Raw genomic sequence first — 23177 nt, 5'->3', positions numbered from 1 at the left:
TGGCTACTCAGCTCCGGTAGCTGTTTCTGAGGCGTGCCCCAGACGGGTGCGGCGGCGGATGCGGTTTTCGCGCTCAAATACGGTGATGAGCACGATGAAGTAGGAGAGCAGCAACGGCCCCAGCACCAGCCCCAGAATTCCGAAGATTTCGACGCCTAGTACCACCCCCGCCAGCGTGATAAGCGGGTGAATATTGCCCATGCGCCGGGCGAGGAAAATGCGTAGCAGGTTGTCGATGTTCATGATGACGATGGCGCCCACCAGCAGGATGCCCACGCCCTGGCCGGTGTGGCCCTGGGTGAGCTTGAGGATGGCGGCCGGCCCTCATACCAGCGGCGTGCCCAGCACCGGGATAAACGCCGTGAAAAACGCCACCGTACCCCAGAAAACCGCATCGGGTACCCCGAAAATCCATAAGGTGAGGCCTGTAAGTGAAGCCTGTACGAAGGCAATAAGGGCCTGCCCAAGCACGTTGGCATTCACCGTATTGCGCAGCGAGTCGCCCAGCTCGCGCAGGGTGCCGGCCCGGAACGGCAGGTAACGGCGCAGCCCCCGCAGGAAACTCTCTTCCTGGGTGAACATAAAGTACATAGTGAACAGCATCAGCCCGATAATCACTGTGAAGTGCAGCAAGCCGCTGGCCAGGGAGGGAATCCGGCCGCTGAGCCAGCTCACGCTCTGCTGCACCAGCCCACGCACGCCCTGCTCGGTGGTGAACTGGTAGCCGGTTTTCTGCTCGATTTTGTGCAGTACGGTCATAATCTGGCTGGTGTCCTGGGCGTAAGCCCGGATGCGGCTGACCAGCATGAGGCTAAGGGCCGTGAAGGGCATGATAATCACCACGAAGGAGAACGTGAGCAAACCGCCCGTCACGGCCTGCCGGTTCCAGCCCCGCCGGTGCACCAAGGCCTGAAACCACGGCCGGAACACCACATACAGAATGCCCGCCCCCAGGAACGCCGTGAGGTAGCTGCCCAGCCCCACCAGAATCAGCACGGCCAGCCCCACCAGGCACAGAATCAGCAGCACATACTGCTGGCGCGGGGTGTAAATATTCTCGGAGGAAACGGGCATGGCAGCGGGGAGCTAGGAAAATCGGTTCAAAGAACGTCATTCCGAGCTTGCCGAGGAATCTCGCGTGCGGATGTTGTATTGGTAATTTAATTACTCACGAGCGAGATTCCTCGGCAAGCTCGGAATGACGTTCTGCCTTCTTCTGCCCGCACGTACTTACTCCTCCTCCACGCGCTGGGCCAGCAGGGCCACGGCCAGCCCCATGAGAGCAATGAGGGCGAAGGAAACGCGCAGACTGGTAGCCCCGGCCACCAGCCCGATAACCGGCGGCCCCAGCAGAAACCCCGCAAACCCTACCGTGGAAACCGCCGCTAGGGCTACGCCGGCCGGCATGGTTTTGGAGCGGCCGGCGGCTCCGTATACCAGTGGCACCACCGACGAAACGCCCAGCCCCACCAGCATAAACCCAAGCGTGGCCGTCAGCAACCCGGGCCAGGCCACGGCCAGCAACAGGCCGGCCGCTTCCAGCAGCCCACTGATAACGAGCGTTTTTTTGCGGCCGAATCGGTCCGTGAACCAGTCGGCCACGAAGCGGCCGGCCGCCATGGTGCTCATGAAGGCGGCAAATCCTAGGCCCACCTGCGCCGGGGGAGCCGCCACCACCTTGCGAAAGTACACCCCGCTCCAGTCGAACATGGTGCCTTCGCAGAGCAGGGAGCAAAACGCCAGCACCCCCAGCAGCAGCAGCGACTTATCGGGTAGCACGAAGATGGGCGCGTCGGCCTCGCGGGGGGCATCGTGGGGCAGCAGGAACGGCCGGGCCACCAGCAGCCCCAGCAGCACCACCCCCGACATCAGCAGGAAGTGCGGCAGCGGCGCTACGTGGCGGGCCAGCATAAATGAGCCGATGGCCGCCCCGGCAAACCCCGCCAGACTCCAGATGCCGTGAAACTTGGCCATGATAGATTTGCCGTACAGCCCCTCCACGCCCACGGCCTGGGTGTTGATGCTGATGTTGGCCATGTTGCTGGCCAGCCCGAACAGCACCAGCGCCGCCAGCAGCTGCGGCACCGTGGCCGCCAGCCCCAGCAGCGGCAGCCCCAGCGCGTAGAGCAGCACCCCCAGTACCGACAGGCGTCGGCTGCCGAACCGGGCCACCAGCCAGCCCGTGAGCGGTAGCGAGGTAACCGAGCCAATGGGCACGGCCAGCAGTACCCCGCCCAGCTCCGTATCGGTGAGGCCCAGTTGCTGCTGCACCGTGGAAATGCGGGCGGCCCAGGTAGAAAAGCACAGGCCCTGCAGCAGGAAGGTGCTGCCCACCGCTAGCCGGTAGGTATGCCGGGGACGCAGCGCCGACGAGGAAACGGATTGAGTAAGCATGCAGTAAGTGGCCGAAAGCCCAAAAAAACGCCCATTCCACCCCCAGGGAGGGGCAGAATGGGCGGGGATGTCTCAAGGAAAAAACGACGGTGCGGTGGGGCGCATCAAGGCAAAGGTACGCGCCCGCCAACGGAATAGTTCATCAACCTATGTCGGAACGTCTATCTACCGCGCCACATGGCCCCGGACTAGCGGAACCACAGCCGGCGCAGGCGCTGCCACCGGAAGTTACCGGGTGGGGGCGGTGTCTACTTGGGCTTCCAGCCGGTCCTGGGCGGCCAGCGGGATTTTGCTGAGCAGGTCCAGGCCGGTGGCCGCTTCAATGGCGTCGATGCTGACGCGGTACTGGCTCCAGTCGGGGCTCACGGTCTGGTCGTTGGGCGTATCCACGGCCAGCAGGCGGGCCTGGCCGGCGGCAATGCGCTGCACGTCGTTGCTGCCCTCGGGCAGTAGCACGAGCACCTTCCACACGCGGGCCGGCACCGTTACGTGGCCGTTATCGATGGTAGTTTTGAAGCCGTTAGTGCCGGTGCCGCCTTTGCCGTAGCTGCCCATGATGACGTACACCTCCTGGCCGCGCTGCACCTGGGCGCGGGTCCACTCCTCCAGGCTGCTCCAGGTGCGCTGGTTGTTATTGCCGGCCTGCGGGAGCATGTTGGTCATCAGGAAAGTAGCCGAGTTGTCATCCAGCTCCCGGGTACGGTCGGCCGAGGGGCAGTTGTGGCCCTTGTCGAAGCCCGAGCCCGAGTAGGAGTTACGCGTCACCTGGTAAAACTCCCGGGGCAAAGCCGGGTCGGGCCGGAAGTCGTCCTGGCGCGGGGCCGAGCCGATATCGGTGCGCGTGAGGTGCCAACTCACCCAGGTGGGCGTGCCGCGCTGGGCGTTGTAGCCGATGGTGAACTGGGGCTTCACCAGCAGGTAGTTGGTGGGGCTGCTCAGGCTGGCCGTGGCGCCGCTGGGGTTGCCCAGGCCCATATTGTCGTTATCGGTGGAAGCGGACGGGGCCTGGGAGTTGGGAGACTTGGGGGCTTGGGGGCTTGGGGGCTGGATGACTGGGGCAATGGGGCCACCGGCCACGGCCATACCGCCGGCCATTTCCAGTACCACATCATCAATATTCAGCCGGCCGGAGCCGCCATCGGTTTTGCGGATTTCCAGCCGCAGCGGGCCGGGGGTGATGCCCTGGAAGGTGGTGGTGAGCAGGCGCGTGCCCTGGGCTTGCATCGGTGCCCCAATGCGGCGGAACGTACGGCCGCCATCCACGCTGCCCCACAGCTCCCAGGTGCTGGCCGCGTCCTGCCCGTAGGCGGCCGCGCTGATACGGATGGTGCGCACGCCGGTGGGCGCGTCGAAATTCATGCGCAGCTGGCCCCGGCCCCGCAGGCGGGCGGCGTGCTCCCCACGCTTGTGGTCCTGGTCGGAGGAGCCGATGAGCGCATCGGTGAAGTGCCAGGAGCCGGAACCCAGCTGCTCGTCGCCCTCAGCGTAGGAGCCCTTACCGCCCTGCTCAAATGTTTCCGGGAAGCGGCCCGGCCCCTGCGCCACCGCCGCCGACTCCACCGGAATAGCCGGCGGGGCGTCGGCCAGCGGGGGGCGGCTGGTTTCGGGTGGGGTAGAGGAGCACCCGGCCGAAGACAGACTGAACAGGATACCGGAAAGCAGGAGCGGGGAGAAGCAGCGCATGGCAGGAAAGCAGTTTGTCCAGCGAATGTAGCGCGAAGCAGTGGCTTTCCGCAGCCAATTGATACCCGCGGCCGACGGTAGCGCACACTTTGCCGCCTGCGCTTCAGAACAACCATCATCCGAACGGCGCTACGGCCAGTTGCCTCGGGGGCTTACTTGCGTTTGACTTTGAGCTTGGTGGTGTTGGTAACGGCCCGGGCCTGCTGCATCTGGGCGGCCAGCGGCAGGCTGCTCATGGCCAGAATCACCTGGTCGTTGGGCAGGGAGGCACAGGAGAGGGCCACCAGGCTGCCCTGCCATTTATGGCTGAACCCATCGGGGCGGCCGGGGCCGTACAGGCCCTCGAACATGGGCAGCACTTGTCCGGCGTGCTCCGCACCCTTCACGATGATGGTAACGGTAGCGAACTGGTCTTTGAAGAACTTGTAGTGGATGCGCGCGGCCGAAAACCGGCCCACGCGCAGGTCCTCGCCTTCCCGCTCGTAAATCTTCTCGTCGCCCTTGTCCTGCAGCAGCTTTAAGTGCAGACTTTCCGTGAGCGGGGAGCCGAAGCGCAGGCCCCGGAAGCCGTTACTTTCGTCGAGGCGGCGCACCGAGGCCGGTTGCTGGGCTTGGAGCGTGAACGTCAGGCTCAGCAGCAGCACGACCACACCCGTCCGGGCCAGCCGCAAATTAGTACAGAAAGAGAAGCGCATACACAGAAGAAGCCGGCTACCTGCCCGCTGTCGGGCAAACGCCGAAGCCGGCAAAAACGTGTCCGGAAAATGCCCGTTCGAGGCGGTTTTATTACGGCCGCCGTTGCCGGGGTTAGCGGAGGAAATCGGGGTACACCTGCAGGCACACGGGGGCCGGCAGCGCCACGCTGGTGCCGGTGGGCGTGAGGCGGCCGGTGCGGGCATCAGCAAAGTACGTTACCACAGTATCAGATTGCTGGTGGGCTACCAGCACTACCCGGCCGCTGGGGTCGAAGGTGAAGCTGCGGGGCGTTTTGCCGGGCAGGGCCACGTGCTCCACCAGCGTGAGGCGGCCGGTTTTCTCATCCAGCGCAAACACCACCAGGCTGTTGTGGCCCCGGTTGGAGCCCACCACAAACCGCCCGTTCGGCGACACGTGCACATCGGCGCAGGCGTTCCAGCCGGTAAAGTCGGCGGGCAGACAGGGCACCGTCTGGATTTCGCGCAGCGTACCCTGGCGCGCATCGTAGGCCAGGGAGGTAATCGTGGAATCCAGCTCGTTGATGAGGAAGGCCAAGGGCCGACTGGGGTGGAAGGTAAGAATGCGCGGCCCCGCGCCGGGTTTGGCCTGGAAGGCGGGCGTGGACGTGCGCTGCAGGCGGCCCTGCGCCAGCGTGTAGGCGTACACGGTATCGGTGCCCAGGTCCACGGCGAAAAAGTGCTGGCCCCCGGGGCCGGCTACCATACAGTGGGCGCGGGCGTTGCTCTGGTTTTTGTGCGGCCCCCGCCCGGTGTGCTGGTCCTGGGAGGAAGCGGGCTGCAGGGTACCATCGGGGTTCAGGGGCAGGGCCGCCACCGTGCCGCTGCCGTAGTTGGCCACCAGCGCGTACCGGCCCTGCGGATCGAGGCTGATAAAGCACGGAATAGTACCCGCTGATGCCTGCTGATTCAGCAGGGTCAGGCCCCCGCTCTGCTGGCTGATGGCAAAGGCGCTGACCCCGCCGTTGGGCGTGCCCTGGTAGTTATCCACCTCGTTTACGGCGTACAGAAAGCGGTGGCGGGCGTCCAGGGTCAGGTAGGAGGGGGCCGCCCCGCCCCGGGCCCCGGCCACCCGCGTGAGGGCCCCGGTGGCCGCGTCCAGCCGGTACAGCCAGATGTTGTCCTGCTCGGCGGGGCCGTAGGTGCCGATATACACCAGCCAGGAGCCCGTGTCCGACGCCCCGACACGCACGCAGGCCGGCAGCAGCAGGGTACCCGCCGCCCCTACGGCAAGCGTGTGCAGGAAACGGCGGCGACTAAGGGTAGCAGTAGTAGACATCGGGAAAGGAAAATAACAGGTGGGGAAAGCTGGCCGAAGCGCCCGCGCCGGAACCCAACGCGTGGCGGTGGCATCGGGTAGCTGGCTCCTGCTTTGCCGTGGCAGCGGGGTAGCAGACAGGCCGGAAAAGTTGGCAGGGAGCCAAGGTAGCCGTTTGCTTTATTATAGATGCCGCAACGCCGGCCGCCAACCTGCGTCCATTCGACACTACCTTGCGTTCCAAACTCGTTCATACATGCCCCACCGCTACATTTTTCGTTTCCTGCCCCTGGCCGGCCTGCTGGCGCTGGCCGCCTGCAACTCCGGCAGCCAGCCCACTTCCGGCACGCCTGCCACGGCCGATGCCGACTTCGACCGTTACAAGAGCCGCTTCATTGACTCGTTATGGTACTACAACCCCGAGTGGGCCAGCGGGGCCGGCTACCACCGCTACGATTCCCTGCTGGTAGTGCCCACCGCCGGCCGCCGGCAGATGGAAGCAGCGGCTTTGGCCCGGCGGCGTAAGGAAATGGAAACGTATCCGCTCGAAAACCTGTCGGTGAACAACCAGACCGATTTCCGGCTGATGCAGAACTACCTGCAGTCGGCGCGCTTTTACGCCGATACGCTGCGCGACTGGCAGTGGAATCCGGCCAACTACAACATCGGGGGCTCGGTGGCCGAAATCCTGAACGGCCGCTACTGGCCTCTCGACCGGCGGCTGCGGGCCATCAGCGGCAAGCTTATCCGGGTGGTGGATTACTACGAGGCGGCCAAAACCAACATCAAGCAGCCCACCCGTGAGCATACTGATCTGGCCATCCGCCAGAACCAGGGCGGGCTGGAGGTGTTCGGGAAGGCGCTACAGGATTCGGTGGCTAAATCCGGCCTCACGGCGCAGGAAAAGCAAGATCTGCTGGCCCGGGTGGCTACCACTCGCCTCAGTATGGAAGGCTACGTGCGCTTTCTGCAGCAGGAAGTATTGCCGGCCGGGCAGTTCCGCTCGTTCCGCATCGGCAAGCCGCTGTTTGACCGCAAGTTTGCCCTCGATATCCAGTCCACGTATTCCGCCGATGAGGTGTACCGCAAGGCCCTGGCCCATAAGCAGGAGCTGCTGCGCGACATGAAAAAGCGGGCGGCGCGTCTCTACCCAAAGTATTTCTCAGGCCAGCCCCGCCCCGCCGACTCGCTGGTGGTGGTGCAGCAGGTTATCGGCCGCCTCTCGCAGCAGCATGCCACGCCCGCGGGCTTTGTGCAGGCGGTGAAGGACCAGATGCCCACGCTGGTAAAGTGGGTAGATGACCACAAGCTGCTCACCCAGGACCCCAGTAAGCCGCTAGTCGTGCGCGAAACGCCGCTGTACATGCGCGGCAGCGGGGCCGGGGCCAGCATCTCGGCTCCCGGGCCGTACGACAAGGCGGCCAATACCTACTACAACGTGGAGCCGCTCACGGGCCAGACCGCCGCCCGCGCCGAGAGCTACTTGCGCGAGTACAACACCTACACGCTGCAGATTCTGAACATCCACGAGGCCATTCCGGGCCACTATACGCAGCTTGTGTACGCCAACCTCAGCCCTTCGCTCATCAAGGCCATCTTCGGGAACGGGGCCATGATTGAGGGCTGGGCCGTGTACACCGAGCGGATGATGCTGGAAAGCGGCTACGGCGGCAACACCGACGAAATCTGGCTGATGTGGGACAAGTGGAACATGCGCGTGACCCTTAATGCCATCCTCGACCACGAGGTGCAGGCCGGCACTATCACGGAAGCCGAAACCGTGGCCATGCTCCGCCGCGACGGTTTTCAGGAAGAGGCCGAAGCCCGCAACAAGTGGCTGCGCGCCACCCTGAGCCAGGTGCAGCTGAGCAGTTACTTCACCGGCTCCACCGAAATCTACGACCTGCGCGAGGAGCTGAAACGGCAGCAGGGTGCCAAATTCGACCTCAAAACTTTCCACGAGCAGTTCCTAGGCTACGGCAGCGCCCCGGTGAAGTACATCCGCCAGATGATGCTGGAAAAAAACTAACTGTTCTGCTTTCACGTTTCAACAAGCAGGAAATGCGCGCCGGGAGGAATTTTCCGGGGCGCATTTTTTGTCTGCGGAAGCACAACGGCTCCTTGGCCGTTTCTTTCTGCTTTTACTGCCTGCCGCATGAAAATTATTGACACCAACGACGAAGGCCTGCGTACTCTCATCCACGATTATCCCCGGGTGCTGGCCAAATTTACTTCCTCTAACTGCCCGATCTGTGAGCTGCTGGCCCCGCCCTTCGAGAGGTTTGCGCTGGATACCACGTACCAGACCACTGCCTTTCTGCGGCTAGATGCCAGTGAAAACCCGGTAGCCCGCAAAATGATGGACACCAAAGTAGCCCCGTTTTTTGTGTCGTACTGCCGGGGGCAGTTGGTAGAGTGCGATACGTTGCGCACGGAAGAGGAGGTCCTCCAGATGCTGCGTCAGCTCCAAGGCTGCACCGATACAGCTGCCGTACCAGTTTAGAAAGCCGCTCAAGTGCCCCTTGGTGGCCGTGAAGTGACGGCAGGATTTCCTGCCGTAGCTTCGCGGCCATGTTTTTTATCCTCTCTAAGGTTCTGGATTTTCTGTTGTCGCCTGCTATCTGGCTGGTGGGCCTGCTGCTGGCGGGAGTGCTGATCCGGAATGCCCGGTGGCGGAAGCGGGTGCTATGGGCGGCGGCGGCCGGGCTGCTGCTGTTTACCAATCCGGCCCTGATCAACGAGGCTATGCTGGCCTGGGAGAAGCCGCCCATCACGCTGCGGCAGCTGGGCTACCACGATGCGGGAATTCTGCTCACGGGTATCACCGAGGGCCGCAAATCACCGCACGACCGGGTGTACGTGCAGCAAGGAGCCGACCGGCTTTTGCACACGCTCTGGCTCTACCGGGCCGGCCGCATCCGCCGTATCATTATTACCGGCGGCTCTGGGGCGCTGAATGGTACAGAAGGTCAAACCGAGGCCGAGGAGCTGCGCGTACTGCTGCGCCTGGCCGGTGTGCCCGCCCATGATATTCTGGTGGAAACCCGCAGCCGCAATACCCGCGAAAATGCGCTGTTTACCAAAGAGTTGCTGGCCCGACATCCGGAAATTAAGTCAACGGTACTGATAACCTCCGCTTTTCACCAGCGCCGGGCCATTGGCTGCTTCGCGAAGGTAGGGTTGCGCCCGACTCCTTTTCCGGCCGGCTACTACTCCTCCGACCGAAAACCAAGCCTCGCGTATTGGGTACTTCCCGGCGACCAGCCCCTGACCCTGTGGAGTATTCTGCTGCACGAAATAGCCGGCTACCTGGTGTACAAAGTGCTCGGCTACGTGAGTTGACATGCAGACGTCTGGAAAGCGCCTGATGTCAACGGCAGGTAAAAAATGCTGACTGTGGCTGCCGCTGGCCGGCCCGGCTATGCGGCCTGCGGGAGTGTGGCGGCCGGCGCCATATCCAGGGCAGCAATCTGGGCGCGGTAGGTTGGTGGGAGCAGGCTGGTTTTCAGCCACCGGAAAAGTGCCGCGTGCTGCGAGTAGCGGTACAGCGGTACCACGGCCCGCAGCCAGGAATGCTGCCCCAGCCGTAGCTGCTGCCTGACCACAGCAGGCACTACCAGCCGCTGCCCCTGTAGTAGCAGCCGGTAACGCAGCGGCCCCAGGTGCTTACGGTACTGCCGGTACAGATCAGTGGTAAAGGTACTGTGCAGCAAGTCCTGCTGCAGATGAAGCTGGCGGTCCGGGAGCCAGGCGGCATAGGTAGCGGGCAGCTCCGGAATGCCCATGCGCTGGCCCACCCGACAAAACACGTCGAACACCTCCGCTTTTTCAGGCTCCGTGAGCTGCCGCTCCAGTAATTCAAACGCCCGGATGGAATAGTCGATAAGCATGTAGAGCACGTCGCGGTAGGCCCAGGCCGGAATGGCTTGGCCGCGTTTGGCTTCCACGGCACTATGGATGGCGGCAATAGTGTCAATGGCCTGCTCAGCCCCCTGCCGGTTCGCAAACACAATGCGGCGGGCGTATTCCACCGTCGAGAACAGCCGGCCTAGTGGGTCGGCGGGCAGACGGCCCGTGAAATAGAGCCAGTCAACGGCTTTGTTCACGGCAAACTCGGCGGCCGCCCCAGCAAAAATGAACAGCACTGTATCTGCTTTGCCCCAGATGGCCCGCACCACCGAATCCTTCGCTACGAAATAGTCCATACACCGGTAATTAGCGAAAATCTGCTTCCATGTTGAACTCGTGGAATCAGAACACAATAATAATACAAATTACTTTGAATTGCAAAGTGATAATGTATGGTCTTTAAAAGAAATTAACGAAACAGCCCGGCCGTCTGAGTCCTCACTCAGACGGCCGGGCTGTTTTAAAAGGCGTTATCAGGTGCTACTCTACTTTCTTACTGGCTTGCGGTTTCTCGTCCTTTGCTACCCAGATGGATTTTTGGTTCACGAATTCCCGGATGCCCAGGTGAGACAATTCCCGGCCATAGCCCGACTTCTTCACGCCCCCGAACGGCATTTCCGGCGCCGACTTTACCATGCTGTTCACGAACACCGCGCCGGCCTCCACCCGACGGGCCAGCTCCTGCCCACGCTGGGCGTTGGCGGTCCAGATAGAGCCGCCCAGCCCGAAGCGGGAGTCGTTGGCGAGGCGGATGGCGTCGTCGGCGTCTTTGGCTTCCAGGATGATGGCTACGGGGCCGAAGAACTCCTCGGAGTAGGCGCGCTGGCCGGGCTTTACGTGGCTGAGCATCACGGGGCGGAACAGGGCAGTACCGGGCTTGCTCTGGCCGCCATATAGCTCCACTTTGGCTCCTTGCTTCACCGAGTCTTCTACCTGCAGGGTCAGCTCATCGGCCAAGTCAGGGCGGGCGAGGGGACCGTACTGGGTGCTTTCGTCGAGTGGGTCGCCGGTGCGGAACGCCAGCAGGTGAGTTTTCATCTTCGAGATGAACTCTTTGAGCACGGGCTTTTCTATGATAAAGCGTTTGGCGGCAATGCAGCTCTGGCCGGCGTTAATCATGCGAGCTTGGGCGGCGGTTTTGGCGGCTGCTTCCAGGTCGGCATCAGCCAGCACGATAAAGGCATCGGAGCCGCCCAGCTCCAGCACGGTTTTTTTGATCTGGCGGCCGGCCGTAGCCGCCACCGCCGCGCCGGCCGGCTCCGAGCCGGTGAGCGTCACAGCCCGCACCCGGTCGTCCTCAAGGAGCTTTTCTACTAGATCAGAGCCAATCAGCAGCGTGCGGAACGTGGCGGGCGGAAAGCCGGCATCGTGGAAAATTTTCTCTAGGGCCAGGGCGCACTGCGGTACGTTGGAGGCGTGCTTGAGCAGGCCCACGTTGCCCGCCATCAGGGCCGGGGCGGCAAAGCGTACCACCTGCCAGAAGGGGAAGTTCCAGGGCATTACGGCCAGCACTACCCCAATGGGCTCGTGAGCAATAAAGCTACGCTGGGCTTCGGTCCTGATTTCCTCATCGGCCAGAAACTGCTCGGCGTGCTCGGCGTAATAGTCGCAGCACAAAGCGCACTTCACGGCCTCGGCGCGGCCGTCGGCAATGGGTTTGCCCATTTCCACGGCCATCAGACGGGCCAGCTCGTGCTGCCGCTCGCGCAGCAACTCGGCGGCGCGGTGCATCAGGCGGGCCCGGTGAGCGAAGGTGGTGGTGCGCCACTCGGCAAAAGTCCGGTGGGCTTGGGCGAGAATCCGCTCGGTTTTGGCCCAGCTGAAGGCACGGAAACGCCGTTCGATGCGGCTGGTGTAAGGGTTGAAGGATTCGATGGGCATAGTAGCAGGGAAAGAAAAGAAGGGCGGGTAGAGGAAAGACCGTAAAACAAGCTCAACGGCGACCTGGTTGTAGCGGCGTTGCAACTTCGCTGCCCGGCGGGCCGTAGCAACGGGATTGCGCGCCGCAACTGTACTTTACGGGGGCGTTGTGCTGAAATATAGGTTTATCGTGTACTTTCGTTTCATCCGCAGGGTTTAGCTATCTGTGCTGCCCTGTTTCCCTTAGCTGCTGCCCGTGTCTGCTTCTACTCCTGAGTCAGCTGCCCTTGAAACCGAAGTTCTGCTCGTGCAGCGTCTGCGCGACCGGGACGAAGGGGCCATGACCATCTTCTACAACAAATACTCCTCGGCCCTTTACGGTGTTATCCTGCGCATCGTGAAGAAGGAAGAAACCGCCGAGGACGTGCTGCAGGAGGCCATGGTGAAAATTTGGCACTCCTTCCCCTCCTACGACGCCGAAAAAGGGCGCTTGTTTACCTGGGTGATGAATGTGTGTCGAAATTTAGCCATCGACAAAATCCGCTCCCGACAGTACCGCGTAGGTAGTCGTACGCAGCCAATCGAGGAAAGTGCAGCGCTGCGCCAGGCCGCCGAACCGTCGTTCCGGCCTGAGCACATTGGCCTGCAGGAAATGACGCGCCAGCTGAATCCGGACCAGCGGCAAATCGTGGACCTGCTTTATTTCGGCGGATTTACACAAAGCGAAGTGGCAGAAGAACTGAACCTACCCCTCGGGACGGTGAAAACCCGTGCCCGGGCGGCAATCAAAGTACTTTCTAAACTGATTCGGTAATCGTGAACATACAGGAGTATATCGAATCTGGCATCCTTGAAGAGTACGCTTTGGGCGTCCTCAACGAGGCCGAACGCACCGAAGTGGAGCGTATCGCGCGGGAACACCCGGACGTTAGCCGGGAGTTGCAACAAGTAATAAACGCCTTGGACGCGTATGGGGAAGCCCATGCCGTAACCCCACCCGAAGGAATGCGTGAGCGGGTTTTAACCGGCTGGCAGCAGGCCATCCGGGCCACGGCTGAGCAGGAAAAAGCTATTCAGACGGCCGATGCTCCGGTAGCTTCGCCATTGATGGCAGCCTCGGCCGCTCCCGAGCCGGCCGCAACAGCCGCGCCGCAGGAAACGGTGGTCCGGCAGTTACCGCTGCCCGAAACCAACTCAGGCCGTACGCGCTGGATGATAGCAGCTTCGGTGGCATTACTGCTGCTGAGTGCGCTGGGTAATTACCTGCTGTATAGCCGGCTGAAGGAAACTGAAGCCAACCTGCAGGTTGCTCAGACGGAACAGTCGCGCTACGCGGCTACCCAGAAGGCAGCCCTCAACGAGCGGGACCAGCAGCTGTCCGTGTTGCGCAACGAGGCCTTCCGCCCCGTAGAGCTAAAAGGCACACCCAAAGCGCCCGAAGCATTGGCCCGCGTGTACTACAACTCGCAAACCAAGGCCGTGTACGTGGATGTTCGCAACCTGCCTGCTTTGCCTGAAGGCAAGCAGTACCAGTTGTGGGCCCTCGATAACGGCAAGCCGGTAGATGCTGGGGTACTGGCTACGGCAACCGCCGCCGGCGACAGTATCCAGCAGATGAAGGACATTGCCAGTGCCCAGGCTTTCGCCATGACGGTAGAAGATGCCGGTGGTGTAGCGTCACCCACGCTGAGCACGATGACGGTAATCGGCAACCTCTAAGGGCAGACCGGTGTTATGAAGGGGAGCAGGCTGCGCAAGCAGTCTGCTCCCTGGCGTATCCGGCCGGTTAGTCTGAGTAAATCAGTCTATCTTCCGGTCTTACCAATCAGCCTTTTTTCCGTGCACGGCACCATCTTCACCCTGCTCAAGCGCTACGTGCAAACGCAGTATGATCACAGCACCTGGATTCGACTCCTGGAAGCTTCCGGCCTTACCGCTGCCGACTTCGACCACAAGAATGTGTACCCCGACGAGCACATGTACCGGCTGGTAGGGGAGGCCGCTACCATGACTGGCCTCTCGGCCGATGAGCTTCACGAGAAGTTTGGCGAGTACCTGGTGCCCGACCTGATGTACATGTATCAGCGGCTGCTGCAGCCCCATTGGGGCACGCTGGATATGCTGGAACATACGGAGAGCACCATGCACCGGCAGGTCCGGACGGAACACGCTGAAAATGCACCCCCGGTTCTGCACGTCACCCGCGTTTCGCCCGATGAGCTGTTTATCGATTACATATCGAAGCGGCGAATGGGGGCGCTGGCCGTGGGTATTGTGCGGGGCGTAGCTAAATACTACGATGAAGCCGACCTGATTCAGGTAGAGCCCACTACCAGCGAAAACGGCGAGCAGGTTCGCATTCGGGTGCGCCGCGTGCAGCCGGCGTAAGAGCCTGATAAAGTTGTTTTGTACCTTTCAACTGTACTTTCTGTACCTGCCTTTTACTATGTTACGACGTCTGTTTCCTCTGCGGATCAGTCTGGTAACGGCCTGTATGCTGGCTGTGGTCCTGACCGCTTGCGGGCAGCAGCCGGCCCCGGCTTCTTCAGACATGACTGCTTACGACCATATGTTGAAGCTGCTGTATAAGCAGACAGTGCCCGTGGTACAGCCCGCCTCCCTTACTACATTGCTGCAGAAATCGGCCGCTGGACAGGTGTTGCTGTTAGATACCCGCACGCCGGCCGAGTACCAGGTGAGTCATCTACGCGGGGCGCGGTTCGTGGATTTCGACCACTACCGCGAAACTAACCTAAGTGGGGTGGCCCGCACCCAGCCGGTGGTGGTGTACTGCACGGTGGGCGCACGCAGCGAGCAAGTGGGTGCGTGGCTAAAGGAGCAGGGCTTCCGCGACGTGCGTAACCTTTACGGCGGCATCTTCCAGTGGGTAAACGAGGGCTACGGCGTGGTAAACGCCCAGGGTCCGACTGCCAATGTGCATCCGTACTCCGTGCTCTGGCGACCCTGGCTGAAAAAAGGTACTCCAGCCTACAAATGAGTTTGTGACTGCGCGTTTTTAGCTGTTGGTTTTTTGTTTTTTCGGATGCCAGATGCCGAAGCAGCTTCAGAGGTTATTCAGACTGTCAGGTGTATTGCTTGTAGCGCCTGCCAACTTAGCGACTCGAAATAAGCCTATACATCTGCTTGGTAACCGTTGGCCAGTAAACACCCTGCCAAATTTCAGACAAGTGTTTACCTCTTAGATGAATACGTTGCCTGTTCTTAGCTAGGTGTTTACCTGCTGTACTGGCAGCCCTATCCCATTCTTACAATAGCAGGGAAGAAGGCATATTACCTGACTTACCACGGAAGCCCCATACCCCTCCAAAAGCCTCTCATGCAGCACCTCATCATCTTTGCCCGGCATCCGGAGCTCGGGCGCGTGAAAACCCGTCTGGCCGCCGATATCGGGGCGGAGGCCGCGCTGGCCGTGTACCGGCAGCTGCTGGCGCATACCCGCGCCGTAGTGGCCCCGCTGGACGTGCACAAAACCGTGTGGCTGGCCGAAACTCCGCACATCCCGGAGCAGGCCGATGACTGGACGGGCTACGAACAGCTGCCCCAGCCGCCCGGCGACCTGGGGCAGAAAATGCAAACTGCTTTTGCGCATGATCTGGCCCGTAACGCGGAAAAGGTGGTCATCATCGGGACTGACTGCCCGGGCCTGACTACTGTGCATCTGGAGGCAGCTTTTGCGGCGCTGGATATCCACGATGTGGTAGTGGGGCCGGCGGCTGATGGTGGCTATTATCTGCTGGGAATGAAGAAGTTGTATATTGATTTCTTCCGGAATAAACCGTGGAGCACGGCTACGGTGCTGGCTGAAACCGAGGCTGATGCGGCGCGGTTGCAGCTACGCCTGCACCGTTTGCCGGAACTGCACGATATTGACACCGGGTCCGATTGGCGCGCTTGGCAGGTAGTGGCCGGCCAAACATCGGACTAGGGTTTGCGCGTATGGTAGCGCACCTTTACGCTTCTGTTTCCTTTGTTCTATGCGTGGTGTTGTTCCGTTTGCGGCGGTGTGCCTGACTGCCGGCCTGCTTTCCTGCTCTTCCGAATCTGGCCGGAAAAATGCGGCGGCAAATATTCCGTTGCCTCAGGATAATCCGCTTACGCGGCGCGGTGGGCCTTTCCGGCAGCAGTGGGCCATGGCGGCGCTGTGGGAAGACGGGCAGGCTGAAGTGGCTACCTACACTGCTGAACGCGTTATTTATGGCGAACCGCGCCGCTTCGAGTACACACTCATCACGGTCAAGGAAGAGTTCAACCAGCAGTACAACGTTAAAACCGACGACTACCAACGTAAGGATGTCTTTCCGGTGATGAAGGTGAACCAGTTCTGCAGCATTCCGGCCAATAACTACCCGTACCATTTCCTGACCTCCCTCTTTTTCCGGCGCGACCAGCCAGTGCTGCTGCATAAGCTCACCACCTCGTCGCAGGAGTGGTGCGGCAATACCTTTAAGGCCATTGTAAACGACGGCCTGCAGTACCAGCAAACGTACAATTCCTACTGGGACGGGCAGGGCAACGGCCAACGTACGCTGCGCTATGATGCCCTATTTGAAGACGCGCTGCCGTATACCCTGCGCAGCCTGCGGTTTGAAGCACTACCAACTTTCCAGGCTTTCATCTACGAACTTCAGCAGACCAGCAAAGCGGCGGCCCCGCAGCTCTATCAGGCTCAGGTACGGGTAGAAGACGGCCTCACGGCTGATACCGCTGAGCCGGCCTGGCGGGTAAGCGTAACCCTGACCGATAAAAAGCAGAACGTGTACTGGTTTGCCAAAACCTACCCGAATGTATTGCTGCGGCAAGTAACCTGGGACGGCCGCAACCTCTGGTTGAAGCAGGTGCGCCGCTATGCGTACTGGCCTCAGAGTGCACCCGCCGCCCTTCCCACTGCCCCCGATTCCGTTGCGGTACCGGACTCGGCAGTAGTGAGAGGTCCGGTCGGCTGAGGACTAAGCCGACCCTGACTAGTATCAAGAACTACTGTCAGCAGCACCACGCTGTATTCCAGGGCTACCAGCCCCAGGTTTTCCGTGTACGCCGTAGTGCGGTAGGCCGCGTACGACACCACTGCCATACCTGACCACACCAGGGCGTAGCGGGCCCGGGTAAATACGCTAAGTGCCACCAGCGGTGTGAGGTACCAGGGATGAACCGTGGTGGCCAGTAGGAAGTAAAGCGTCAGAAGCAGTAGAAGCGCGTGGGGCAATGTGGCCCATGTCGGCCGCCACTCCGTGCGAGCCAGCAGGAGGCCGCCCAAGGCAACAACCAGGGCCAGCGCCGGGCCAATGCGGGCAATTTGGTTGTAGCCGGTGTACCACTGGCCGGCCGCGCGCAGCAAGTAGTAAAAGCTGGCGTTGAACTCGAAGTTGCGGAAGTACAGGTTCAGGCTCCGGCCGATATTCTCCAGTAGCTCCAGACTCAGGAACGGCCCGAACAAAAGTGCCAGCGTCACCAGCAGGCCCGCGCCAAACCAACCCGCCGGCCGCCAGCCCAGGCGGCGCAGCAGGAGTGGTAGTACCAGCAGCGGCAATAGTTTAGTGGCCACGGCCAGGGCCAGGGCCGCGCCGGCAGTAGCGGCCCGGCCGCGCGCAAGCAGCCACAGCATAAGTAGCAGAAAGTTGGTAACAAGGGCCTCAAAATGCAGGTTGCCGGTTAACTCTACAATAACCAGCGGGTTGAGCAGGTACCACAGTGCGCGTTGCGGCGGCTGCCCAAATCGACGTAGCAAAGCCAGCAGCAGCCCGGTTGTAGCCGCTTCGGCCAGCAGAATCAGTAGCCGCAATACCAGCACGAAGCCCCTTTCTGAAGTCGGGAACAACCAGGCAGCCACGCCAAAAGCTGCCTGGCAAACCGGCGGGTACACGGAGTAATATTGTGGTGAGTTGAGACGCGGATACAGCTCCGCGAGTTGGCCTATGATGGGCTGCACCAGTTCAGGCACGGCCGCCTGGAGGGCAAGGGGAGCAGCAGGGGAGGAAGTCTCCACCAACTCGTCGGGGCGATATTGGTAGGGGTTAACCTGTTGCGTGAAAAGTAGTCCGTCCCATCGAAAACGGTGGTAATCATCGGAGAGGGCGGGCAGAGCAGGTAGCCACAGCAGCCGCAGCAGCAGGGCCGCAAGTAGTCCCCAGCGGAGCGCGAGGCCGGATTTCAGCAGGGCCACATACGCGCCAAAGGCCAATGCGAAGAGCAGAAGCAGCTGCTCAAAAGAAAAGCGGGGAGTGGCATAGGCCAGCCAGCCGTACGCCCCGGCACTCACAAATAGCGCACTGAGTTGAAAAACGGGTTTCACGGAGCTGGAAACAGGAGGAAACAAACCGCTATGCCGCGTGCCGAAGAGAATAGTAAAAGACCAGCCCGTAGCCCGTGGCCAGCAGCAGATGCGTGGGCAGCAGCCCGTATTCGTGCAGGTATAGCCCCGCCCCGATACCAAACAGGAAGTAGGCCGTCAGCAGGCCCTCCAGCCAGGTAAGCCCGCTCAGGAGGCGGCTGGTGCGGTACTGCCGGCCCCGCCACGCCCCCTGCCGTCGGATCAGGCCCAGTTTGGGGGTCCGGATAAAGGCAGTTTTCTGGCCCAGCAGGCCCATGACCACTGCCCGGGAGTTGTGCAGGCTCAGGCCCATCGAAAAGGCCAGAAACAGCAGCAGTTGCCCCAGAAAGCCGGGTCTCGGGGCCCGGCGGTGGCGCGCTGCCTGCTGCCAGGCGGTGTGGAAATAGAAGGTAAGCGGCACCAGGGCCAATAGAAAAAACGCCGCCAGGAAAAACGCCGGCCGCAGCTCCTGCGCCCCCAAAGCCCGCACAAATACCAGCGGTACGCTCAGTACCGCCATCAGCAGAATGGCCACGAAAACCGAGCTGTTGAGCAAATGAAACGTGGCGTGCAGGCGCGTACTCAGCGGCTGCCCCGCGCGCCACACTTGGCCCAGGTGCTTGCGGGCCGTTTCGGCCGCACCTTTGGTCCAGCGGAACTGCTGCGACTTGAGAGCGTCCATGGTGGCGGGCAGCTCAGCGGGGGCGGCCACCTGAGGCAGGTAGCGGAACTGCCAGTCCCGCAGTTGGGCCCGGTAGCTCAGGTCGAGGTCCTCGGTAAGGGTGTCGGCACTCCAGCCACCGGCGTCCTCAATGCAGGTGCGCCGCCAGATGCCGCCGGTGCCATTAAAGTTGATAAAATGCCCCCCCCGCTGCCGGCCCACCTGCTCTACGTAGAAGTGCGCGTTCAGCCCGAAGGCCTGCAGCGTGGTCAGGAGGGAGAATTCCTCATTAAGATGGCCCCAGCGAGTCTGTACCACCCCGGTTTGTGGGCCATGCGGCGTATCCAGGAAAAAATGCGGCACTACCCGGCGCAGAAAATCCGGCTCTGGCACAAAGTCAGCGTCGAAAATGGCAATCAGCTCGCCATCCGTGAGGGTGAGGCCGTGGGCCAGGGCGCCAGCCTTGAAACCAGTGCGTACCGGCCGCCGCACATGGTCGATGCGCAGCCCCCGGGCCCGGTAGTGCGCCACGCGGGCCGCAGCCAGCGTCACGGTTTCATCGGTAGAATCGTCGAGAATCTGCAGGTGCAGGCGGTGGGCGGGGTAGTCGAGGGCAGCGCAGGTGTCAATCAGGCGTTCCACTACGTACTGCTCGTTGTAGAGGGGCAGCTGCACCGTCAGGCGGGGCCACTCAAGGGGCGGCACCGGCTCCGGGCCGGCTGGTGCGGCGTAGGCGCGGCGGGCCAGCCGGGTCAGCTGCCACTGCGTGAGGCTGAAGCCCAGCAGCAGCAGCAGGCACAGGCCGTACAGCGTCACCAACACAACTTGCAAAACGAGCATTAAACGGGGTATTGGAATTGGGGAAACGTAGGGCCTTGGATGGGATGCTGACGGCGGCAGCTACTATAAAGAATAGCTATCCGTTATTATTCTGGGGTAGGCTTGTTGCGAATCGAGAGGTAGTTGTGCCACAGGAAAATAGGTACTGATAACCTGAAATCGACAAGCGGCAACGCACTACAGATACCGGAAAATAGTCCAGAGAATCTTGTAGCCGGCCCCTAGTGTCCCTTTCACGGTGCCCGAAACCTTGCTGACCCCGATGCGCCGCCGGTAGCGCACAGGTACTTCCACGGAGCGCAACCCCAGCTTGGCCGCCTTCAGCTGCATTTCCACCGTCCAGCCATACGTGGTATCCTGCATCCCGATACGGTGCAACGCCTCCCGCCGGATTGCCCGGAACGGCCCCAGGTCGGTAAAGTGCGCCCCGTAGAGCCAGCGGAGCAGGGTAGTGGCCAGCCAGTTGCCGAACAGCTGCTGGGGGAGCATGGAGCCGGCTTCGCGCTGGCCCAGCGCCCGGGAGCCAATCACCATATCGGCTTCCTGGCGCAGCAGCGGAGCCACCAGCGCCGTCATATCCTCGGGATAATCGGAGTAGTCGCCATCCAGAAACACGATGATGTCAGGCTGCTCGGTGGACGGGCGGCCGTAGCAGCGGGCCATGCCGGCCAGGCAGGCGTGGCCGTAGCCGGGGCGCGGTTCGTGCAGCACCATGGCCCCAGCCGCCCGGGCCACCTCGCCGGTCCGGTCGCGGGAGTTGTTATCCACCACAATCACCTCCCGCACCAGTCCGGCCGGAATTTCGGCCAGCACCCGGGCAATGGATAGTTCCTCATTGTAAGCCGGAATAATAACGTCGATAACGGGTAGGGGTGAGGACGAGTCAGACATGAGGAGCGGTTCAGGCTGCAAAGATGCACACCCGCCGGGCTAAACTGGCACTACGTCGCCATAAAGCCCCCGCGCGCCGATGAATACCAACCCGGCCCGGATTGCATTGTGGAAGGGAAGCAGCGGCCGCGCATGTTATTCCTGCCCAACTGGCCCAGATGCTAGTGCCGGGGATGATAAATGCGTAATTTCGCTTGTTCAGTGGCCTTCGTTAAGCCGGGCTGCTAGTTTTAGCAACTACCTGCACCTCGGCCCTATGCATGATTTGCCTGCTTCCCTGATTCCAGCCGACGACGCGGCCCGCCTGCGCAGTCTGCATCAGTACAATATCCTGAACACGACGCCAGAGCTTATTTTTGACGCGTACGTGGCTCTGGCGGCGCAGCTTTTCAATGTGCCCGTCTCCCTGATTTCGCTGGTTGATGAGCAGGAAGTGTTCTTCAAGGCGGGTACCGGGCTGCCGGGCCTAGAGCGCGTGGCCCGGCCCGACAGCCTGTGTTCGGCCGCTATTCTGCAGCAGGAAGTGCTGGCGTACGAGAACCTGGCCGACGAAGGTTGCGGCCTGATCAATCCGTACGTGGCAAAGGCGGCCGGGCTGCAGTTTTACGCCGGAGCGGCCCTGCGCATGCCCGACGGCAATCATATCGGCTCTTTTTGCGTGATGGGCCGGGTACCCCGCACTATGTCGGCCGGGGAGCGGGAACTGCTCATGGTGCTGGCAAGTCTCACCAGTCTGACCATTGAGCTGCGCCAGCACTACCTTGCCCAAGGCCGCCCCGCCGACTGGGAAACGGTGCAGCGGGAGCTGCAGGAGCTGCTGCACGATGAAGCGGCCCTGGCGCGCTACCTGACCAGCCGTTTGGGCACCATGTCGGGTAACACCGGAGAACAGGCTTCTACGCAACACCGCCTGCTGGGCCTGCGCCGCGTGCTGGAGCACCATCTGGTCGAATTCACTGCGCCGCTGAGCAATTAACGTCTCCGGCTTTCCTCTCCCTTTCCCCAATGTCGAGCATATTTCAGGAAATATTTGAGCGGGCCCGCCGGGAAAAGCGGCTCCTGGGCGTGCGCACCAGCCAAAGTGACCCCAGTCGTTTTTCGGTGGGCTACGTGGTGAGCTTCTCCGATGAAGTGGTGGTGCTGCGCATCATCAACCGCGACGGAATGCCCACGGCCATTCAGTCGTTCAATATGCTGGAGGTGTTTCAGGTCGATTTCGACGACCAGTACATCCGCCACGTCGAGTTCAAGGCCGATAACCTGGACAAAGTGTACGCCGGCCTCAAGTCGCCGCAGTTTATGGAGCAGGAGTACGTAACGGTGCCCCTTCTGCTGGAGCGGGCCCACCAGCTGGGCCAACTCGTGAACGTGTACACCCACCTGGGCATGGACTACTACGGCTATATCCGCCAACTTACCCAGGAGCAGGTGCTGATGGAGTGCTACACCGAGTACGGCGCGCCCGATGGGCTAGTGGTGTATCGGGTGGAAGATGTGCGCAACTTCATCTGGAGTAACGAGGATACCCGGGTGCTGGAACTGCGCCTGAAGCCGCGTGGCGCAACGGGCGCGTAGCCCGGGCCGCAACCTAAAGCCGGGACGGGCAGTTGAACAGGGCATCTATCTGGTTGTCCTCCTCTTGTATGCTTCGTCTTCTTGCCTGTGTATTGGGTCTGTTGCTGCTGACCGGCGCCCGGGTTTCAGCCCAAACAACCCCCGCCCTCAACGCCACCCTTGAGGGCCTAGACTACCCATGTCCGGTGCAGTACCTGCCGCTGAAACTGGAAGGCCAGGCCGTGCGCATGGCCTACATGGACGTCCCAGGCAGCAGCAAAGGCAACGGCCGAACCGTAGTGCTGCTGCACGGCAAGAATTTCTTCGGAGCTTACTGGCGCGAAACCATTAAGGCCCTATCGGCAAAAGGCTTTCGGGTGATAGTGCCCGATCAGGTGGGCTTCGGGAAGTCGGATAAGCCGAATATCCATTACTCGTTTCACCAGCTGGCCCGCAATACGCACCGCCTGCTCGATACGCTGGGCGTGCGGCAGGCCGTGGTGGTGGGCCACAGCATGGGCGGGATGCTGGCTACCCGTTTCGCGTTGCTTTACCCGCAGCAAACGGCGCAGTTGGTACTCGAAAACCCCATCGGTCTGGAAGACTACCGCGTGGGCGTGCCGTTTCAGTCAGTGGATCAGGCCGAGGCCGGCGAGCTGAAAAGCACTGAGGTCAGCATCCGGAAGTACCACGCCACCTACTACCCCCACGGCTACCCCGCCGGCCACGACCAGTGGCTGCTGCCCCTGGCCGCCCAGACCCGCCACCCCGATTTCCCGCAGGTAGCCCGCGCCAACGCCCTCACCTTCGACATGATTTATCAGCAGCCCGTCTGCTATGAGTTCAGCCGCCTGACGGTGCCTACGCTGCTCATCATCGGCCAGGACGACCGCACGGTGGTGGGCAAAGGCCTGATCAAGGATGCGGCTGTACTGGCGCGTATGGGCCAGTATCCGGCCCTGGGTCAGCGCACCACCGCCCAAATCAAGGGGGCGAAGCTGGTACCGCTGAAAGGCCTCGGCCACATCCCGCACCTCGAAGCCCCGGCTGCGTTTCAGGCCGCGCTGCTGGGGTTTCTGCAGTAAC

General features: G+C 61.8%; 21 protein-coding genes and 1 pseudogene. 12 read left to right on the top strand and 10 right to left on the bottom strand.

From position 1 onward, the window contains the following. Nucleotides 1-3: 3 nt before the first annotated feature. From HSW_RS13870 to HSW_RS13850, 5 genes and pseudogenes are all read right to left on the bottom strand, one after another. Nucleotides 4-1074: pseudogene (locus HSW_RS13870) on the bottom strand (AI-2E family transporter). A gap of 156 nt (nt 1075-1230) precedes the next feature. Then, the gene (locus HSW_RS13865; RefSeq protein WP_052346441.1) at nt 1231-2394 is read right to left on the bottom strand and encodes an MFS transporter; all 1164 of its coding nucleotides are present in this window, start codon (nt 2392-2394) and stop codon (nt 1231-1233) included. 228 nt (nt 2395-2622) lie between these two features. Then, nucleotides 2623-4077, bottom strand: coding sequence for a DNA/RNA non-specific endonuclease (locus HSW_RS24780; protein ID WP_044002419.1), 1455 nt, complete (start codon nt 4075-4077; stop codon nt 2623-2625). Between the two features lie 152 nt (nt 4078-4229). Beyond that, nucleotides 4230-4772 (bottom strand): hypothetical protein, encoded by a 543-nt coding sequence (locus HSW_RS13855; RefSeq protein ID WP_044002418.1) that lies wholly within the window; start codon nt 4770-4772, stop codon nt 4230-4232. A 112-nt stretch (nt 4773-4884) separates the two neighbouring features. Next, on the bottom strand, nt 4885-6069 hold the full coding sequence (locus HSW_RS13850; protein WP_044002417.1) for a lactonase family protein: 1185 nt from the start codon (nt 6067-6069) through the stop codon (nt 4885-4887). 235 nt (nt 6070-6304) lie between these two features. On the opposite strand from HSW_RS13850, the gene HSW_RS13845 reads away from it, so the two are divergent. From HSW_RS13845 to HSW_RS13835, 3 genes are all read left to right on the top strand, one after another. Then, nucleotides 6305-8077, top strand: coding sequence for a DUF885 domain-containing protein (locus HSW_RS13845; protein ID WP_044002416.1), 1773 nt, complete (start codon nt 6305-6307; stop codon nt 8075-8077). A 126-nt stretch (nt 8078-8203) separates the two neighbouring features. Then, nucleotides 8204-8551 (top strand): thioredoxin family protein, encoded by a 348-nt coding sequence (locus HSW_RS13840; RefSeq protein WP_044002415.1) that lies wholly within the window; start codon nt 8204-8206, stop codon nt 8549-8551. A gap of 68 nt (nt 8552-8619) precedes the next feature. After that, on the top strand, nt 8620-9390 hold the full coding sequence (locus HSW_RS13835) for a YdcF family protein (RefSeq protein ID WP_044002414.1): 771 nt from the start codon (nt 8620-8622) through the stop codon (nt 9388-9390). 77 nt (nt 9391-9467) lie between these two features. Here the strand turns inward: HSW_RS13835 and HSW_RS13830 are convergent, their stop codons facing one another. Next, entirely contained in the window at nt 9468-10253 is a 786-nt protein-coding gene (locus tag HSW_RS13830; protein ID WP_044002413.1) for an oxygenase MpaB family protein, read from the bottom strand. Between the two features lie 184 nt (nt 10254-10437). Beyond that, nucleotides 10438-11838 carry an NAD-dependent succinate-semialdehyde dehydrogenase gene (locus HSW_RS13825; RefSeq protein WP_052346440.1) on the bottom strand — a complete coding sequence of 467 codons (1401 nt, stop codon included), beginning with the start codon at nt 11836-11838 and terminating at the stop codon, nt 10438-10440. Between the two features lie 235 nt (nt 11839-12073). On the opposite strand from HSW_RS13825, the gene HSW_RS13820 reads away from it, so the two are divergent. From HSW_RS13820 to HSW_RS13795, 6 genes are all read left to right on the top strand, one after another. Continuing rightward, nucleotides 12074-12631 (top strand): RNA polymerase sigma factor, encoded by a 558-nt coding sequence (locus tag HSW_RS13820; RefSeq protein WP_044002412.1) that lies wholly within the window; start codon nt 12074-12076, stop codon nt 12629-12631. A gap of 2 nt (nt 12632-12633) precedes the next feature. Next, complete coding sequence (locus tag HSW_RS13815) at nt 12634-13536, top strand: anti-sigma factor (protein ID WP_044002411.1); 903 nt, start codon at nt 12634-12636, stop codon at nt 13534-13536. A 120-nt stretch (nt 13537-13656) separates the two neighbouring features. After that, on the top strand, nt 13657-14205 hold the full coding sequence (locus HSW_RS13810; RefSeq protein ID WP_044002410.1) for a heme NO-binding domain-containing protein: 549 nt from the start codon (nt 13657-13659) through the stop codon (nt 14203-14205). A gap of 163 nt (nt 14206-14368) precedes the next feature. Continuing rightward, nucleotides 14369-14815: a rhodanese-like domain-containing protein gene (locus HSW_RS13805; protein WP_231501290.1), complete on the top strand. Its 447-nt coding sequence runs from the start codon at nt 14369-14371 to the stop codon at nt 14813-14815. Nucleotides 14816-15154: 339 nt separating this feature from the next. Beyond that, nucleotides 15155-15763, top strand: a complete 609-nt coding sequence (locus tag HSW_RS13800) for a TIGR04282 family arsenosugar biosynthesis glycosyltransferase (RefSeq protein WP_044002409.1) — start codon at nt 15155-15157, stop codon at nt 15761-15763. A gap of 49 nt (nt 15764-15812) precedes the next feature. Further along, entirely contained in the window at nt 15813-16781 is a 969-nt protein-coding gene (locus HSW_RS13795) for a hypothetical protein (protein WP_071883109.1), read from the top strand. On the opposite strand, the gene HSW_RS13790 is transcribed toward HSW_RS13795, so the two are convergent. The 3 genes from HSW_RS13790 to HSW_RS13780 all read right to left on the bottom strand — a co-directional run bounded on the left by HSW_RS13790 (nt 16697) and on the right by HSW_RS13780 (nt 20537). Then, on the bottom strand, nt 16697-18127 hold the full coding sequence (locus HSW_RS13790) for a DUF2029 domain-containing protein (protein ID WP_155832979.1): 1431 nt from the start codon (nt 18125-18127) through the stop codon (nt 16697-16699). The genes HSW_RS13795 and HSW_RS13790 overlap by 85 nt on opposite strands. Nucleotides 18128-18155: 28 nt before the next feature. Further along, on the bottom strand, nt 18156-19646 hold the full coding sequence (locus tag HSW_RS13785) for a cellulose synthase family protein (protein WP_052346437.1): 1491 nt from the start codon (nt 19644-19646) through the stop codon (nt 18156-18158). Between the two features lie 177 nt (nt 19647-19823). Beyond that, the gene (locus tag HSW_RS13780; protein WP_044002408.1) at nt 19824-20537 is read right to left on the bottom strand and encodes a glycosyltransferase family 2 protein; all 714 of its coding nucleotides are present in this window, start codon (nt 20535-20537) and stop codon (nt 19824-19826) included. Between the two features lie 256 nt (nt 20538-20793). On the opposite strand from HSW_RS13780, the gene HSW_RS13775 reads away from it, so the two are divergent. The 3 genes from HSW_RS13775 to HSW_RS13765 all read left to right on the top strand — a co-directional run bounded on the left by HSW_RS13775 (nt 20794) and on the right by HSW_RS13765 (nt 23176). After that, on the top strand, nt 20794-21513 hold the full coding sequence (locus HSW_RS13775) for a GAF domain-containing protein (protein ID WP_052346436.1): 720 nt from the start codon (nt 20794-20796) through the stop codon (nt 21511-21513). Nucleotides 21514-21542: 29 nt separating this feature from the next. Beyond that, the gene (locus HSW_RS13770; RefSeq protein ID WP_044002407.1) at nt 21543-22112 is read left to right on the top strand and encodes a hypothetical protein; all 570 of its coding nucleotides are present in this window, start codon (nt 21543-21545) and stop codon (nt 22110-22112) included. Nucleotides 22113-22180: 68 nt separating this feature from the next. Then, a complete protein-coding gene (locus HSW_RS13765) occupies nt 22181-23176 on the top strand; it encodes an alpha/beta fold hydrolase (protein ID WP_044002406.1) in 996 nt (331 codons plus the stop codon). The last annotated feature ends 1 nt before the right edge of the window (nt 23177 follow it).

It is taken from the genome of Hymenobacter swuensis DY53 (assembly GCF_000576555.1).
GTDB lineage: Bacteria > Bacteroidota > Bacteroidia > Cytophagales > Hymenobacteraceae > Hymenobacter > Hymenobacter swuensis.
This window is presented reverse-complemented; position numbering and strand designations above follow the sequence as displayed.

Bases quoted from the DNA above. Each gene is read 5' to 3' on its own strand.
- HSW_RS13865 (WP_052346441.1), bottom strand. From the start codon at position 2,394: ATGCTTACTCAATCCGTTTCCTCGTCGGCGCTGCGTCCCCGGCATACC.
- HSW_RS24780 (WP_044002419.1), bottom strand. From the start codon at position 4,077: ATGCGCTGCTTCTCCCCGCTCCTGCTTTCCGGTATCCTGTTCAGTCTG.
- HSW_RS13855 (WP_044002418.1), bottom strand. From the start codon at position 4,772: ATGCGCTTCTCTTTCTGTACTAATTTGCGGCTGGCCCGGACGGGTGTG.
- HSW_RS13850 (WP_044002417.1), bottom strand. From the start codon at position 6,069: ATGTCTACTACTGCTACCCTTAGTCGCCGCCGTTTCCTGCACACGCTT.
- HSW_RS13845 (WP_044002416.1), top strand. From the start codon at position 6,305: ATGCCCCACCGCTACATTTTTCGTTTCCTGCCCCTGGCCGGCCTGCTG.
- HSW_RS13840 (WP_044002415.1), top strand. From the start codon at position 8,204: ATGAAAATTATTGACACCAACGACGAAGGCCTGCGTACTCTCATCCAC.
- HSW_RS13835 (WP_044002414.1), top strand. From the start codon at position 8,620: ATGTTTTTTATCCTCTCTAAGGTTCTGGATTTTCTGTTGTCGCCTGCT.
- HSW_RS13830 (WP_044002413.1), bottom strand. From the start codon at position 10,253: ATGGACTATTTCGTAGCGAAGGATTCGGTGGTGCGGGCCATCTGGGGC.
- HSW_RS13825 (WP_052346440.1), bottom strand. From the start codon at position 11,838: ATGCCCATCGAATCCTTCAACCCTTACACCAGCCGCATCGAACGGCGT.
- HSW_RS13805 (WP_231501290.1), top strand. From the start codon at position 14,369: ATGACTGCTTACGACCATATGTTGAAGCTGCTGTATAAGCAGACAGTG.
- HSW_RS13800 (WP_044002409.1), top strand. From the start codon at position 15,155: ATGCAGCACCTCATCATCTTTGCCCGGCATCCGGAGCTCGGGCGCGTG.
- HSW_RS13795 (WP_071883109.1), top strand. From the start codon at position 15,813: ATGCGTGGTGTTGTTCCGTTTGCGGCGGTGTGCCTGACTGCCGGCCTG.
- HSW_RS13785 (WP_052346437.1), bottom strand. From the start codon at position 19,646: ATGCTCGTTTTGCAAGTTGTGTTGGTGACGCTGTACGGCCTGTGCCTG.
- HSW_RS13780 (WP_044002408.1), bottom strand. From the start codon at position 20,537: ATGTCTGACTCGTCCTCACCCCTACCCGTTATCGACGTTATTATTCCG.
- HSW_RS13775 (WP_052346436.1), top strand. From the start codon at position 20,794: ATGCATGATTTGCCTGCTTCCCTGATTCCAGCCGACGACGCGGCCCGC.
- HSW_RS13770 (WP_044002407.1), top strand. From the start codon at position 21,543: ATGTCGAGCATATTTCAGGAAATATTTGAGCGGGCCCGCCGGGAAAAG.
- HSW_RS13765 (WP_044002406.1), top strand. From the start codon at position 22,181: ATGCTTCGTCTTCTTGCCTGTGTATTGGGTCTGTTGCTGCTGACCGGC.